This is a genomic window from Halosimplex yunnanense (assembly GCF_054504345.1).
In genome coordinates this window covers 246,462-259,979 of sequence record NZ_JBTJEL010000035.1, presented here as the reverse complement: position 1 = coordinate 259,979, position 13,518 = coordinate 246,462, and the positions used below count along the sequence as shown (strand labels likewise).

At 68.4% G+C, this 13,518-nt stretch carries 16 protein-coding genes; 9 read left to right on the top strand and 7 right to left on the bottom strand.

All coding sequences use genetic code 11. The features are described from left to right. The first annotated feature begins 90 nt into the window (after nt 1–90). From AB2U09_RS14960 to AB2U09_RS14950, 3 genes are all read left to right on the top strand, one after another. Nucleotides 91–336: a HalOD1 output domain-containing protein gene (locus AB2U09_RS14960; RefSeq protein WP_459193527.1), complete on the top strand. Its 246-nt coding sequence runs from the start codon at nt 91–93 to the stop codon at nt 334–336. Nucleotides 337–338: 2 nt separating this feature from the next. Next, a complete protein-coding gene (locus tag AB2U09_RS14955; RefSeq protein ID WP_459193526.1) occupies nt 339–491 on the top strand; it encodes a hypothetical protein in 153 nt (50 codons plus the stop codon). A 134-nt stretch (nt 492–625) separates the two neighbouring features. Further along, nucleotides 626–1,396 carry a response regulator gene (locus tag AB2U09_RS14950; protein WP_459193525.1) on the top strand — a complete coding sequence of 257 codons (771 nt, stop codon included), beginning with the start codon at nt 626–628 and terminating at the stop codon, nt 1,394–1,396. Nucleotides 1,397–1,468: 72 nt separating this feature from the next. Here AB2U09_RS14950 and AB2U09_RS14945 read toward each other — a convergent pair whose 3' ends face one another. After that, a complete protein-coding gene (locus tag AB2U09_RS14945) occupies nt 1,469–2,746 on the bottom strand; it encodes an adenosylhomocysteinase (protein ID WP_459193524.1) in 1,278 nt (425 codons plus the stop codon). A 571-nt stretch (nt 2,747–3,317) separates the two neighbouring features. Here AB2U09_RS14945 and AB2U09_RS14940 point away from each other — a divergent pair. Next, nucleotides 3,318–3,695, top strand: coding sequence for a hypothetical protein (locus AB2U09_RS14940; RefSeq protein ID WP_459193523.1), 378 nt, complete (start codon nt 3,318–3,320; stop codon nt 3,693–3,695). Between the two features lie 69 nt (nt 3,696–3,764). Here the strand turns inward: AB2U09_RS14940 and serA are convergent, their stop codons facing one another. The 3 genes from serA to AB2U09_RS14925 all read right to left on the bottom strand — a co-directional run bounded on the left by serA (nt 3,765) and on the right by AB2U09_RS14925 (nt 6,621). Next, entirely contained in the window at nt 3,765–5,354 is a 1,590-nt protein-coding gene (gene serA, locus AB2U09_RS14935) for a phosphoglycerate dehydrogenase (protein WP_459193522.1), read from the bottom strand. Between the two features lie 246 nt (nt 5,355–5,600). After that, the gene (locus tag AB2U09_RS14930) at nt 5,601–5,768 is read right to left on the bottom strand and encodes a DUF7556 family protein (protein WP_274321938.1); all 168 of its coding nucleotides are present in this window, start codon (nt 5,766–5,768) and stop codon (nt 5,601–5,603) included. Between the two features lie 175 nt (nt 5,769–5,943). After that, on the bottom strand, nt 5,944–6,621 hold the full coding sequence (locus tag AB2U09_RS14925; RefSeq protein ID WP_459193521.1) for an MBL fold metallo-hydrolase: 678 nt from the start codon (nt 6,619–6,621) through the stop codon (nt 5,944–5,946). Between the two features lie 99 nt (nt 6,622–6,720). Here AB2U09_RS14925 and AB2U09_RS14920 point away from each other — a divergent pair, with 99 nt between their 5' ends. Together AB2U09_RS14920 and AB2U09_RS14915 are read left to right on the top strand one after the other, a co-directional pair. Continuing rightward, nucleotides 6,721–6,927, top strand: coding sequence for a hypothetical protein (locus tag AB2U09_RS14920; RefSeq protein WP_459193520.1), 207 nt, complete (start codon nt 6,721–6,723; stop codon nt 6,925–6,927). Nucleotides 6,928–7,007: 80 nt separating this feature from the next. Further along, entirely contained in the window at nt 7,008–7,673 is a 666-nt protein-coding gene (locus tag AB2U09_RS14915) for a helix-turn-helix domain-containing protein (RefSeq protein WP_459193519.1), read from the top strand. 13 nt (nt 7,674–7,686) lie between these two features. On the opposite strand, the gene AB2U09_RS14910 is transcribed toward AB2U09_RS14915, so the two are convergent. Together AB2U09_RS14910 and AB2U09_RS14905 are read right to left on the bottom strand one after the other, a co-directional pair. Then, a complete protein-coding gene (locus AB2U09_RS14910; protein ID WP_459193518.1) occupies nt 7,687–8,781 on the bottom strand; it encodes an aminopeptidase in 1,095 nt (364 codons plus the stop codon). Between the two features lie 69 nt (nt 8,782–8,850). Beyond that, nucleotides 8,851–9,903, bottom strand: a complete 1,053-nt coding sequence (locus tag AB2U09_RS14905) for a nucleotidyl transferase family protein (protein ID WP_459193517.1) — start codon at nt 9,901–9,903, stop codon at nt 8,851–8,853. Between the two features lie 188 nt (nt 9,904–10,091). Between AB2U09_RS14905 and AB2U09_RS14900 the strand changes: the two genes are divergently transcribed. Together AB2U09_RS14900 and AB2U09_RS14895 are read left to right on the top strand one after the other, a co-directional pair. Then, on the top strand, nt 10,092–11,333 hold the full coding sequence (locus AB2U09_RS14900; protein ID WP_459193516.1) for a hypothetical protein: 1,242 nt from the start codon (nt 10,092–10,094) through the stop codon (nt 11,331–11,333). Between the two features lie 88 nt (nt 11,334–11,421). Then, a complete protein-coding gene (locus AB2U09_RS14895) occupies nt 11,422–12,432 on the top strand; it encodes a threonine aldolase family protein (protein ID WP_459193515.1) in 1,011 nt (336 codons plus the stop codon). Between the two features lie 26 nt (nt 12,433–12,458). Here AB2U09_RS14895 and AB2U09_RS14890 read toward each other — a convergent pair whose 3' ends face one another. Further along, on the bottom strand, nt 12,459–12,611 hold the full coding sequence (locus AB2U09_RS14890) for a DUF7859 family protein (RefSeq protein ID WP_459193514.1): 153 nt from the start codon (nt 12,609–12,611) through the stop codon (nt 12,459–12,461). Nucleotides 12,612–12,797: 186 nt separating this feature from the next. On the opposite strand from AB2U09_RS14890, the gene AB2U09_RS14885 reads away from it, so the two are divergent. Continuing rightward, nucleotides 12,798–13,436, top strand: coding sequence for an ArsR/SmtB family transcription factor (locus tag AB2U09_RS14885; RefSeq protein WP_459193513.1), 639 nt, complete (start codon nt 12,798–12,800; stop codon nt 13,434–13,436). The last annotated feature ends 82 nt before the right edge of the window (nt 13,437–13,518 follow it).

Sequence of the window (13,518 nt, the reverse complement as noted above, 5' to 3'; positions counted from 1 at the left end):
CGGGGCTATACATATTACCCCTGGAATCAGGGGGCTGTTATTCACGTAGCGACCAGACCGATGCACGTAGTGCTCGGAGGGAGAAGTAGCATGGACGGTATTGCAGTTCACGACACCAGCGACCAAGTCAGCCTCGACGTGATCGAAACCCTCGCCAGCGTGACCGACACGGACCCGCTCACGATGGAACCCCCGCTGTACGACGTCGTCGACACGGACGCGCTCGACTCCCTCTACGAGAGCGGGGCCGAGGCGTCGGTCGAGTTCGAGTACAACGGCCACACGGTCGCCATCGACGCCGACCGGACTGTGACCGTCGACGGGAGGAGGGCCTGACGATGTCGACGCACTCCACCGAGACCAGCGAGGAAGCGATCCGCGAGACCTACGAGGAGTACGACGTCGGCGACACCCGCCTGGCGATGATCGCCGACCCCGAGAACGAGCACGCGTGGATCCAGTCCGACCTCACCGAGCCCATCGAGCAATGAGGCAGTGGGGGTGGGCGAACAGCCGACAGATCGACCGCGCTCGAGAGCGGCGCGCCCACGCGCCGCGCGGGCCGCGTCCGCTCGGCCCTCGGTCGACGGCTCACCCGGCGCGGACCGCCAGACGGAGCGAGTAAATGACGATGATCGACTACCACGACACTACGGTCTCGACGCAGTCGACGATCGAGGAGCCGATCGACGTCCTCTGCGTCGACGACGACCGCGACTACCTCGAACTGATCGAGGCGCATCTCTCCGGACACGAGGAGTTCACGGTACACACCGAGCAGTCCCCCTCCGACGCGCTCGGCGCGCTGGAGCAGGCCGACTGCGTGGTCAGTGACTACGAGATGCCGGAGATGGACGGCCTCGACCTGCTCGAAGCGGTACGCGAGCGGTCGCCGACGCTCCCGTTCGTGCTGTTCACCGGGTCGACACGGAAGAAGCTCACCGAGCGGTTCCCCGAGGAGATCTGGACCGACTTCATCCGGAAGGACGACCCGAAGACCGCGATGCCGATCCTCGCCGGGCGGATCCGCCGGCTGGTCGACCACCACCGCACCCTGCGAGCGGCCACCCGGAGCCTCACCGCCATCGAGGCCTCCGCCGACGGCATCGCTGTCGTCGGCCCCGACGGCACGTTCACCTTCGCCAACCGCGTGTTCGCCGGCCGCCTCGGCGTCGGACCCGACGACCTCGCGGGCCGGCGCTGGCAGACCTGCTTCCCCGACGACGAGGCCGACCGCCTCGAATCGACGGCCATCGCCACTGTCCGCGACGACTGGCAGTGGACGGGCGGCTGTCGCTACGTGACCGACGACGGGGAAGAGTTCACTGCACAGACCCGCATCGCCGGCCTCGACGACGGGAGCCTCGTCTTCTGCCTCATCGATTCCGACGGGTAACCAACCGCGGTTCCCCGACTACCGTTCATTTTCGCTCGTTCTCGCCGTCGCTCGGATTTGCGTTCGCCCGTTCTACGTGCCGTGTTGCCACGACCCCATGTACTCTTCCTGAGTCTCCGTCAGCGAGTCGAAGGCGACGCCCTCGGCGTCCAGCTTGATCTCCGCGACCTCCTTGTCCAGCCGGTCGGGCACGTCGTGGACGCCGGCCGCGTACTCGTCGCCGGACTCGACGAGTTCGCGCACGCAGACCGCCTGCACGCCGAAGCTCTGGTCCATCACCTCGACCGGGTGGCCCAGCGCGACGGGCGTCGCGAGGTTCACCAGTCGACCTTCCGCGAGGACGTTCAGTCGGCGGCCGTCCTCCAGTTCGTAGGCCTGCACGCCGTCGCGGGCCTCGTAGCTGTCGACGGCCAGGTCGGAGAGCGCGTCGAGGTCGATCTCGACGTCGAAGTGGCCGGCGTTGGCCAGCAGGACGCCGTCGTCCATCTTCTCGAAGTGCTCGCGGACGACGACGTCGCGGTTGCCCGTCGTCGTGAGGAACACGTCGCCGATCTCGGCCGCTTCGTCCATCGGCATCACGTCGTAGCCCTCCATGTGGGCTTCGAGCGCGCGGCGGGGTTCGACCTCGGTGACGACCACGTCGGCGTTCTGGCCGCTGGCCTTCTTCGCGACGCCCTTCCCGCAGTGGCCGTAGCCCGCCACGACCACGGTCTTGCCGGCCCACGAGAGATTCGTCGTCATCGCGACGGAGGCGAGGGAGGACTCGCCGGTGCCGTGGACGTTGTCGAACAGCCGCTTCATCGGCGTGTCGTTGACCGCGAACATCGGGTATTCGAGTTCGCCGTCGGCGTCCATCGCGCGCAGGCGGTGGACCCCCGTCGTCGTCTCCTCGCACCCGCCGACGATCGAGTCGATGAGTTCGGGGTAGTCCTCGTGGATGGCCGCCACCAGGTCCATCCCGTCGTCGACGGTGATGGTCGGTTCGTGCTGGATGACCGCCTCGATGGCGGCGTAGTACTCCTCGTCGTCGACGCCGCGCTCGGCGTAGGAGGTGACGCCCTCGACGGCGTCGAGCGCGACGCTCACGTCGTCGTGGGTCGAGAGGGGGTTACAGCCGGTGATGGCGACCTCGGCGCCGCCCGCCGCCAGGAGTTCGGCCAGAATCGCGGTCTTGGCCTCGACGTGCATCGCCATCCCCACGATCTCGTCCGCGAACGGTTGGTCGTCCTCGAAGTCCCCCCGTAGCGACTCGCAGATCGGCATGTGCTGGCGCGCCCATTCCATCTTCCGGCGGCCGGATTCGCGGGCCGCCTCCGGGTCGTCGACGCGCTCCGTGATCGGGTCCGTCATACCCCGACGGACGGCCAGCGGCGGGAAAACCCCACCGGATCCGCGTCTGGACACCGTTCCACGAAGACGCCCGGCGTGATTTTCTGAGTGGCGCGCGCTGTCGTCTCGGAATCGCTCGCGATTCCGATGGGCCGTCAGCGCTTTGCTCTGACGGTGGCGCGCTTTCATGCGCGCGGCGTAGTCGTGCGAGGGATGAGTGATAGAGCGAAGCGACTGAGCGAATCGGCTGGGGAGGCGTGTGGCCGGCTGCGGTGCCGTGCGGTTCTGCTGTTCCTGGTGGATTGAAAGGGCGAGACGGGCTCGCGTGCAATTCAGTCGCCTGAGCGGCCCTTACCCAAAGCGGCCTTTGGCCGCGAGGGTATGTCGCTCAGCGACCGCGAGCGCGCCGAGGGCTTTCAACGCTCAGTGTACTCCGCGGTGGCGGTCCCGAATACTGCTAGCGATCGGGCCGAACCGAACTCACCCCTGCCACAAATCGGATGACGGCGCCGGTGTGGTACTGATCGTCAGACGCGCGTCGGGTGTCCGTCTGCCCGGTCTTTTTGCACGCGTGAAACATCTGTTCGAAAGCATGGCCGCGAACGCCGACGAACCGAACCAGGGGGAACTCAGCCCATGCACCGACCGCCAGCCGGCGGGCGAGTCGTGTGGAGCGGCGATTCCGGAGCGGGAGACGGCCGGCCGCCCGCTCTTGACGCCCCAGACGCTGTATCTGATACGGATCGCGATGCTCGAAGCGAGGGTCGCGACGCTCGAAGCGCGCCTCGAATCGAGAGAGCGCGACCTCCAGCACGTCGTCGACCGCTACGAACGCGTCCTCCAGGGACGCGACGCCTGCCGCGACGAACCGCTCGTGTCCGACGAGTTCGACGTCACAGCACCGACCCCGGACGAGGGCGCCGACTCCCCGACCGGCGCGCTCGGTCGACTCCGGGGACTGCTGCGATAGTCGCGGCCGTCGCGAGGGGAGGATACTCCGTTCCGTTTCTGCACTCCAAAAAAGCGCCAGCGACCGCGCTTACTGGCCGTTGAGCTGGATCTGCGTGATGTCGATGACCCGCTCGTCGGCGAGCAGTTCCTCGACCGTCGCCTCGGAGACGGGGTCGTCGAGGTTGTAGACGGTGAGCGCCTCGCCGCCGATGGTCTCGCGGCCGTTGAACATCCCGGCGATGTTCACGTCGGCCTCGCCGAGGACGGTGCCGATGAAGCCGATGACACCGGGGACGTCCTCGTTGCGGGCGACGAGCATGTGGCCGTGCGGGACCGCGTCGACGCGGTAGCCGTCGATGCGGACGATACGGGCGTCGTCGCCGGCAAACTGCGTCCCGGAGACGCTGATCGACTCGTCGCCGTCGGAGACGGTGACGGTGATGAGGCTCTGGAAGTCCTCGGCGGAGCTGGTCTTGGACTCCGTGACGTCGATGCCGCGCTCCTCGGCGATCCGCTCGGCGTTGACCGCGTTGACCTGCGTCTCGACGACGCCCTCGAAGACGCCCTTCAGGGCCGTGGCCGTCACGATCTCGGTGTCGTGGTCGGCGATGTCGCCGGCGTAGGTGACCTCGATGTCCGAGACGCCGCCGTCGAACAGCTGGACGGCGATGGTGCCGGCCGTGTCCGCGAGGTCGAGGTACGGCTCGACCGCGGGGAACGCGCTCTCGTCCATCGAGGGGGCGTTCAGCGCGTTGATGACCGGCTCGCCGTTGAACGCGGCGATGATCTGGTCGGCCGTCGAGGTGGCGACGTGCTCCTGGGCGGCCTCCGTCGAGGCGCCGAGGTGCGGCGTCACGACGACGTCGTCGACGTCGAGCAGCGGGTTGTCCGGGCTGATCGGCTCGTCGGCGAAGACGTCGATGGCCGCGCCCTTCAGCAGGCCGTCCTCGACGGCTTCGGCGAGCACGGGCTCGTCGATGATGCCGCCGCGGGCGCAGTTGACGACGTAGCCGCCCTCGAGCTGGGCGATCTCTTCCTCGCCGATCATGTTCTCGGTCTCGTCGGTCAGCGGCGTGTGGATCGTGATGAAGTCCGCGCGTTCGAGACACTCGTCGAGCGAGTCGACGAGTTCGGCGCCGAAGCGTTCGGCACGCTCCTCGCTGATGTAGGGGTCGTAGGTGACGAGATCCATGCCCAGCGCGTCGAGGCGGCGGGCGACCTCCTGGCCGACCCGGCCGAAGCCGACGACGCCGAGCGTCTTCTCGTTGAGTTCCGTGCCGAGGAAATCGCCCTTGGCCCACTCGCCGTCTCGCAGGCGGTTGTGCGCCTGCGGGATGGAGCGCGCGGTCGCGAACGCCATCGCGACGGAGTGTTCGGCCGCGGCGCGGACGTTGCCCTGCGGCGCGTTGGCGACGATGACGCCGTGCTCGGTCGCGGCCTCGATGTCGATGTTGTCGACACCGATGCCGGCGCGACCGACGATCTGGAGGTTCGGCGCGGCGGCGAAGACCTCCGCGGTGACCTCCGTCCCCGAGCGCACGACCATGGCGTCGGCGTCCTCGACGGCGGCGAGGAGCGCGTCGCCCTCGACGTCGTAGGCTGTCTCGACCTCGTGGCCCGCCTCGCGGAACCGGTCCAGACCCGCGTCGGCGATCGGGTCCGTGACGAGTACCTTCATGGGCGTCCGATCCCCGCCAGCCGGTATAACGCTTGTTTTCTCCGGACGCAGACGAGGACACTACCGACACAGTCGACACGGTCGGACAGCGACGCTCGTCGCAACCGAGCGAACCAGCGAGCGCACCCCGCCGGTCGGGAGGCCGGAAGAAACGCGCGGCTACCGGCAGCGGCCGTCGGGATCGATGCCAGAGAAGAGCGCGGCGAGTCGAGGGCAGGTCACGGCTGTGCCAGCGCGGTGGCCCGCCTACCGCCACTCCGGGAGGGTGGCGGCGTCGGCGAGCGGCGCTGTAAGATACGCGTCGTCACAGCTGATATCCGCGATTACGAGCGTCTCGGTGGGACCGTCTTCGACCGAGGCCATGACCTCGGCGTTCGCTTCCACCTCGGCTTCAGCGACCATATCCGGCGCCATGTGTGACAACATGTAGCAACCACCTATAAACCTGCCGGAACGATTCTCAGCAGTTGAAAACCCAACGTCTGACGGACGTCTGACTCGCGAATGACGCGCCCCGGGTACGAGGGGTGAGAACGTAGCAGTCGATTACTTCCGGAACGCACGGACCTCCGAGGAATGCCGAGGCGACTCAGGCGTCGATCGACGCGCCGATCTCGGCGATCCGCTCGTCGTCCGCCGTGACGGCACCGCCGTGGAAGCAGAGCACGCGCTCGACGTCGAGCGCGGCCAGCCGCGCCACCGACTGGCCCGCCTCGGCCATGTCGAGCGTGAAGTGCTCGCTCGGCGGCTGGAGCTCCCCGTCCGCTGCGGTCAGCGCGTCGGCCGCGAGCAGCAGCCGCTCCTCGGGGAGGTACAGCGAGACGTGTCCCGGCGTGTGCCCGGGCGTGTAGACGACCCGCATCGGCCCCGCCGCGGTCCGGAAGGCCTCCTCGCCCACGAGTTCCACGTCGACCGGGACCGGTGGGTAGCGCTCGCCGTCGCCCTTGAGCGGGTCTTCGCGGCCGTCGACGTACTGCGCGCAGGCCTCGTGGGCGAACACGACCGCGTCGGTCTCCTCGCGGACCGTCGCGAGCGCGCCCGCGTGGTCACCGTCGTGATGCGTGATCAGGACCGCCCACACGTCAGCCCACTCGAACCCCGCCTCCGCGAGTTCGGCCGCGAGCGCGTCGGCCTGTCCGGGGAGGCCGACGTCGATCAGCAACAGGCCGCGGTCGGTCTCGACGGCCGCGGGGTGGAACGCCCGCTCGCCGTCCTCGGTCTCGATCGTCTCCGTGAACGCGTAGACGCCCCCCGTGAGTTCCTCCATAGAGGGCGTTCGGAGGCCGTTCACAAAGTACGTCGGGCCGCGGCGACCGCGTCACGGCGGTCGGTGGTATAATGACTGGCCGGCGTCACGTCGTCCCGTATGGACGACGCCCTCCAGGCACGGCTCCGCGGTATCGAACGCCGACAGTACCTGCTGATCGCACTGCTCGTCCCGCCGAACTACCTCGCCGCCGCCGACCTGTTCGGCTACTGGGTCGCCGGTGTGGCCCTGTTCGCGCTCGTGTGTCTGAGTTTCTCGTTTCTGCTCGTCAGAGGCCGACAACGCCGCGACGGCGCCGGCGTGTGACACCGCCCGTCGGCCGGGGCGGGCCGCTTTCGGTCCCGGATGACCGACGAATCTTTGCCGAGCGAAGCGTACGCACGGGTATGCGGTACGTCACGCTGCTGGTGTCGCCGAGCGACGGGCAGGGCTTTCACCCGGTCGGCGAGCGGATCGCCCGCGACCCCGACGTGACCGGCGAGGCGATCCACCGGATGGACGACCTGGGCGACGGGACGGTGACGCTGCTGACCGAGGCCAGCGGCGATCTGGACCGATACCGCGAGATCCTCGACTCGTCCCCGGAGGTCCACGAGTTCACCGTCGCCGACGGGGAGGGCGCTCGCGGGTGGGGCTACTCCCGTGTCGAGACCAACGATCTCGTCGAGTACATGCTCGAACGCGACGACGAACTCGAACTCGTCCGGGACATGCCGATCGAACTCACCCCGGACGGCGACCAGCGGGTGACGCTGGTCGGCACCGAGGAAGCGTTCGCCCGCGCTGCCCAGTTCGACGAGCCGGAGGGCTACGACGTCGAGATCCAGAAGACGGGCGAGTACCACCCGGAGAGCGGCCGCCTGTTGAACGCGCTCACCGCCCGCCAGCGGGAGGTGCTGGAAGCGGCGGTCGCCGTCGGCTACTACGAGGCGCCCCGACAGGCGACTCACGAAGACGTCGCCGAGATCGTCGACTGCTCGCCCGCCACCGTCGGCGAGCACCTCCAGAAGATCGAACGCGCCGTGTTCGGTGCGCTCGTCGGACAGGGCTGATCGCCGACGCCGACTACCCTTCGAAGCCGTCCTCGAACCGGAACGTCCCGTTCTTCTGCACCACTTCGCCGTCGACCTCGATGAACGAGTCCTCGCTCATGTCGACGATCATGTCGACGTGGACGGCGGAGTCGTTCTGTTCGTTGCCCTCGCCGACGGTGTCGTCGTAGGCCCGCCCGACCGCCATGTGGACGGTGTCGCCCATCTTCTCGTCGAACAGCATGTTGTAGGTGAACCGGTCGATGGCGCGGTTCATCCCGATGCCGAGTTCGCCGAGACGCTTCGACCCCTCGTCGGTCTCCAGCACGTTCGTCAGCACCTCTTCGTTCTTCCCGGCGGAGTGCTCGACGACCTCGCCGCCCTCGAACTTGCAGTACACGTCGGTGACCTCCCGGCCCTGGTGGTACAGCGGCTTGTCGAAGTAGACCTCGCCTTCGACGGAGTCCGGGACGGGCGCGGTGAACACCTCGCCGCCGGGGAGGTTGCGCTCGCCGTAGTCGTTGAGCGTCGGGTTGCCGGCGACGCTCATCGTCACGTCCGTCGAGTCACCCGAGACGATGCGCACTTCTTCGGCGTCGTCCATGATCTCGACCATGTTGGCCTGGAAATCCCGCTGCTCGTCCCAGTCGCGCAGGATCGCATCCCAGACGAAGTTCTCGTAGCCCTCGGTGCTCATCTGCCCGAGCTGGGCGTTGGCGGGCGCGGGGTACTGCGTGAGACACCAGCGCTTCGAGAGCCGTTCGTTCAGCAGGGGCTGCTGGGCGGCCGCGTAGGCCGTCGCCACCTCGGGGTCGACGTCGCTGGTCTGGGTGACGTTGTCGCTGCCCCGGATGACGATGTAGACGTCCATCTCCTCGTAGAGCGCCATCTGATGCTCCGGCAGCGAGAAGTCGCCGTCGTGGTTGCGCTGGAAGGCGCGCGTGAAGCGCTTGCCCATGCGGTCCTGGACGACCAGCGGGTGAGCGTTCCGGTCGGCGATGATCTCGTGCAGCGCCGTGACGAGGTCCTCGGCCACCGGGTGGGCGTCGATGACGACCGTGTCGCCCTCCTGCAGATCGACGGAGTGGTTACAGATGATCTCTGCGTGTTCGCGAACGCGCGAGTCCATGCCCGGACGGTCGGCCGGAACCGTGAAACCGGTTTCGTCGTGGCATCGAGTACTGGCGGCCGACGACTGTCATTCGGCCGTCGATTGCCACCGCTCGGCGAGGTCGACCACGGAGTCGGCATACTCCGCTCGCGCTCGCTCCCACTCGTCGCCACCGGCCGCACAGGCCGTCTCGATCCGGTCCAGCCGGTCGGCGTCGTAGCGCGAGGCCAGACACATCGCCTGGAAGACCGGCGACGCCGCCGGGTCGCCGCCCCCGTCGCCGCCGATCCGCTCGCGGATCGTCTCCGAGTCCATTCCGAGAGAGATCCCCGAACCGGGGATCGATTTCGACATCTTCGGCATCCCGTCGAACCCCGGGAGCATCCGGGTGTAGAGCCCGGCGACGGGGCTATCGACCGGCGCGGCGTCGCGGAACTGCCGCGCCATCCGGGTCAGGTGATGCTCGTCGACTCCGAACGAGAGGACGATCTGTTCGTACTCGCCCGCGTAGAGCGGGTGCAGGAAGTCGACGCCGTGGAGGACGGCGCTGTGGGTGCTTGCCGCTTCGGACGTCGCCCCCGAGAAGTCGATCGTCCGCTCGTCGTCGGTGGACTCGTACGCCTCGCCGACGGCCTGCTCCCACTCCGTCGGCGGGTGGTCCGGGCCGTCCGCCCACGAATCCGGGTCGTAGTACGGCGCGAGCAACTGGGCGGTGTGCATCACGTCGCGGGCCTCCGACTGGGTGCGGAGCCGTCCCCGGTCAGGGTCGAAGCCGAGATCCGCGATGAACGTCCGGTAGCGCTCGGCGAGTTCTTGTACCCGCTCCAGCGGCACCCCGCCGTGGTACGGTTCGAGGTCGGCGATCACGAACTGGACGTCGAGGCCCGCCCGCTGGAGTTCGACTGCGGTCAGGACCTGTCCGACCGTGCCCAGATGCGGCGGGCCGGTCATTCCGACACCGGTCGTGACGAGGGTCCGGCGGTCAGCAGCGCGGTCGAAGACTCCGGAGCCGGTTGCTCCGGGTTCGTCGATAGCCACGAATCGCCGTCGCTCCGTCGCGGGGATCGGACCGACGGCTCCGTCGACCGGCTGGTAGTCGTTCCGTTCGCGGACGCGTTCGTAGTGGTCGGTGAGGTCCATCACGATCGTAATTCATAGGCGAAGCGTAAAGTGATAATCTGTGACTAGGTATCAACCAACAATGACCGGGGGACGGACCACTGCCGTCTGTCCGCGATCCCCATCCCGTACGGCACGTAACCGCCGCTTACCGGCGGATGGGGTGCCTATAACGAAATACGGGAACCACCCTACCCGGATAGCGTGCTATGACGGACCGACCACTGCGGAACACGCGGCGGACCTTCCTCGCAGCGAGCGCGCTGGGGGCTCTCTCGGGGATCGCAACGACTGGGAGCGCCACTGAAACGGCTGCAACGGCGCCCGAACCGGAGTTCACCATCGACTGTTCGACGGTCTCGGTCGACAACTGGGACACGGCCACGGGCGCCCGCGCCGTCTTCGACGACGGCAGTTTCGTCCTGATCGGTGAGGGCACGCCCGAGGAGTTCGGTGCGCCGGGACGCGTCGTCGAGTCCGTGACGTTCACCGACTCGAACGGGAACGACCGGACGTACTCGAACGACCCGACCGACTGCGATCCGGGTGCGAAAGCGATCACCTTCACCGACTCGCGGGCGACCGTCAGGGGAGAGCAGTTCGCGGACGTAGATGCGACGCCGGATAGCCTGATCTCGAGCGTCGATCTGCACTTCGTCGACGGGACCACCGAGACCGTCTACCACTACGAGGGCCCGCCGACGGAGATCCCCGACGTCTATCGCGGGAGCGGCGAACACGCCGGGAAGGTGATCGAGGCGTTCGACGTCTCCTACGACCTGAACTACACGCGCCACTACGTGCGCAACCCGGCCGCCGACAAGTACCTCCTCGGCAAGGAGAACTCCCAGGACCGCTGTATCGAGGTCGTGGGCGCGACCGAGGGCGCCGTCGACTACGAGTTCACCGTCGACGGCCCCGTGCACGCAGTCACCCTCTCGGACCGTCGCGGCGCGAATCCTGGCGGCAACGACGCCGTCGCCGACAACGGCGACGGTACGTGGACCGCGACCGGTTCGACCGGGAACCCGGGCTACAGCGACGTCTACGCGGTCTGCGGCGAGGTCCAGTCGTTCGAGCAGACGGGCGGCGACGGCGACTACGTGCTCCGGGAGTGCGAGTGGCGGATCCTCGAAGACACCTCCGCTTCCACCGACCTCCTCGCGATCGTCGCCGAGGAATCGGGCGACGTTGACTACGAGTTCACCGTCGACGGAACCGTTCGACCGATCACCAACGCGGGCGACAAGCGCTCGGCCGAAGACAACGACGCCATCGCCGACAACGGCGACGGGACGACGACCGTGACCGGCTTCACCGGCAATTCAGGCTACGGCGACACCTTCGCTCTCACCGGGGACGTCACCGACTTCCAGCGCACCGGGGGCGAGGCCGCCTTCCGCATCGAGTACAACGGCGTCGAAGTAGCGCCCGACGAGCTGGGCGACTAAACCCGATCGGCCGATCCGCCTGCCGACTTTCCGGGGTGTCCGCCCCGCGTTCGGCCACCTTTTCTACCGCGAGCGCGAACGGGGGCGCATGATCGACTTGCGCAGCGACACCGTCACGAGACCGAACGAGGAGATGCGGGAAGCCGCCCGTGACGCGGAGGTCGGCGACGACGTCTACGGCGAGGACCCGACCGTCAACGAACTCGAGGCGCGCGTCGCCGACGTGCTCGGCACCGAGGACGCCCTGCTGGTCCCCTCCGGGACGATGGGCAACCAGGTCGCCGTCCGCACCCACACCGAGCGCGGCGAGGAAGCGATCCTCGAACGCGAGAGCCACGTCTACAAGTGGGAACTCGGCGGCGTCGCCCAGCACTCCGGGGTCCAGCCCCGTCCCGTCGACGGCGACGACCGCGGCGTCGTGGCCCCGGAACAGGTCCGCGACGCCTACGTCGAGGCGGACGGCCACCGCGCGGGGACCGGCCTGCTCGCGCTGGAGAACACCCACAACAGCAAGGGCGGCAGTGCCATCGCGCCCGGGGCGATCGAGGCCGCCGCGGAGGCTGCCCACGAACGCGGCGTCCCAGTCCACCTCGACGGCGCGCGCCTGTTCAACGCCGCCGTCGCGCGCGACGTCCCCGCCGAGCGGTTCGTCCGCGAGGTCGACTCGGTGATGGTCTGTCTCTCGAAGGGGCTCGGCGCGCCCGTCGGGTCGATGCTGGCCGGCAGCGAGGCGTTCGTCGAGCGCGCCCACCGCGTCCGCAAGCTCATGGGCGGCGGGATGCGCCAGGCCGGTATCCTCGCCGCGCCCGGCCTGCTCGCACTGGAGAACCGCGACCGCCTCGCGGAGGACCACGAACGCGCGCGACGGCTCGCCGCGGGTCTCGACCGGATCGACGGAATCGAGGCACCAGAGCCCGAGACCAACATCGTCGTGGCGCGGACGGACGAGCCCGCCGAAGACGTGGTCGCCGCTTGCGAACGCGAAGGCGTCGGTTGCACCGCTTTCGGCGACTATCGCGTGCGCTTCTGTACGCACTGGGACGTCGACGACGAGGACGTGGACCGGGCGCTCGAGGGGATCGAGCGGGCGCTCGACTGAACCGAGAAGTCAGCCCGGGCCGAGTCTTACTGGCGACCCTGGTTCATGCCTTCCTTGAACCCCTTGGCGGTCCGGCGGAGGAACAGGTACACGAGGAAGACGAACCCGAGGAGGACGACGACGATGAAGACGAGGACCGGGTCCTCGAAGAACCCGGAGACCAGGTCACCGATCTGCATACCCCCGGCTACCGCGGCACCGCTCAAAGAGGTTTCGACGCGGCCGCTCCGGTTCGACCGTCGGTCGAAAGCCGTTTCGCTCCCGACACACCCGCGTCGTCTCGCGATCACGGATCAACCGGGGAGGGTGAACGCGCCAATCGGGTGATAAGACTGATACCCCCACAGTGCAAAGCGCGACGTGAGATGTCGCTGCTGCCCTCCAAACCCGACACCACCGCGGCCGAAGACGCGGAGCCGCGGGTGGTCGGCGTCGAGAGCGACGACGCCGACGACCTCCTCTCTGCGCTCTCCTCCGGGACCGCCCGCCGACTCCTGAGCGAACTCCACGAGGACCCCGCACCGCCGGCCGAACTCGCCGAGCGAGTCGACACCTCGCTCCAGAACGCCCAGTACCACCTCGAGAACCTCGAGGAGGCCGGCGCCGTCGAAGTCGTCGACACCGCCTACTCCCAGAAGGGCCGCGAGATGGACGTCTACGCGCCCGCCGACCAGCCGCTCGTCATCTTCGCCGGCGACCAGGAGAAATCGACCAGCATCCGCACCGCCCTCTCGCGGCTGCTCGGCGCCGTCGGCCTGCTCGCCGTCGTCAGCGTCCTCATCCAGGCCATCGCCGGCGGGTCCCTGCTGCCCTCGTTCGGGAGCGGTGGCGACGGCGCCACGACCGACGGTGCGGCCGCCGCGGCGCGCACGCCGGTCCCCGACGCCGGAGCCATGGACGCCGCGACGGGTGCCGCCGCCGGCCTACCGCCCGGCGCCTTCTTCTTCCTCGGCGGGGCCGCCGTGTTGCTCGGCGGCTTCCTCGTCTGGTACGCCACTAACTGAAATCAGTCTTTGAGTCTTCGCCGCCTACTTTTCCGTCCCCTCCGAAACAACGGATGCACGCCGCCCCGTTCCGACCCCCGTC

What these genes read in the sequence shown, in the direction of transcription:
- AB2U09_RS14960 (WP_459193527.1), top strand. Translation starts at nt 91, where the DNA reads ATGGACGGTATTGCAGTTCACGACACCAGCGACCAAGTCAGCCTCGAC.
- AB2U09_RS14955 (WP_459193526.1), top strand. Translation starts at nt 339, where the DNA reads ATGTCGACGCACTCCACCGAGACCAGCGAGGAAGCGATCCGCGAGACC.
- AB2U09_RS14950 (WP_459193525.1), top strand. Translation starts at nt 626, where the DNA reads ATGACGATGATCGACTACCACGACACTACGGTCTCGACGCAGTCGACG.
- AB2U09_RS14945 (WP_459193524.1), bottom strand. Translation starts at nt 2,746, where the DNA reads ATGACGGACCCGATCACGGAGCGCGTCGACGACCCGGAGGCGGCCCGC.
- AB2U09_RS14940 (WP_459193523.1), top strand. Translation starts at nt 3,318, where the DNA reads ATGGCCGCGAACGCCGACGAACCGAACCAGGGGGAACTCAGCCCATGC.
- serA (WP_459193522.1), bottom strand. Translation starts at nt 5,354, where the DNA reads ATGAAGGTACTCGTCACGGACCCGATCGCCGACGCGGGTCTGGACCGG.
- AB2U09_RS14930 (WP_274321938.1), bottom strand. Translation starts at nt 5,768, where the DNA reads ATGGCGCCGGATATGGTCGCTGAAGCCGAGGTGGAAGCGAACGCCGAG.
- AB2U09_RS14925 (WP_459193521.1), bottom strand. Translation starts at nt 6,621, where the DNA reads ATGGAGGAACTCACGGGGGGCGTCTACGCGTTCACGGAGACGATCGAG.
- AB2U09_RS14920 (WP_459193520.1), top strand. Translation starts at nt 6,721, where the DNA reads ATGGACGACGCCCTCCAGGCACGGCTCCGCGGTATCGAACGCCGACAG.
- AB2U09_RS14915 (WP_459193519.1), top strand. Translation starts at nt 7,008, where the DNA reads ATGCGGTACGTCACGCTGCTGGTGTCGCCGAGCGACGGGCAGGGCTTT.
- AB2U09_RS14910 (WP_459193518.1), bottom strand. Translation starts at nt 8,781, where the DNA reads ATGGACTCGCGCGTTCGCGAACACGCAGAGATCATCTGTAACCACTCC.
- AB2U09_RS14905 (WP_459193517.1), bottom strand. Translation starts at nt 9,903, where the DNA reads ATGGACCTCACCGACCACTACGAACGCGTCCGCGAACGGAACGACTAC.
- AB2U09_RS14900 (WP_459193516.1), top strand. Translation starts at nt 10,092, where the DNA reads ATGACGGACCGACCACTGCGGAACACGCGGCGGACCTTCCTCGCAGCG.
- AB2U09_RS14895 (WP_459193515.1), top strand. Translation starts at nt 11,422, where the DNA reads ATGATCGACTTGCGCAGCGACACCGTCACGAGACCGAACGAGGAGATG.
- AB2U09_RS14890 (WP_459193514.1), bottom strand. Translation starts at nt 12,611, where the DNA reads ATGCAGATCGGTGACCTGGTCTCCGGGTTCTTCGAGGACCCGGTCCTC.
- AB2U09_RS14885 (WP_459193513.1), top strand. Translation starts at nt 12,798, where the DNA reads ATGTCGCTGCTGCCCTCCAAACCCGACACCACCGCGGCCGAAGACGCG.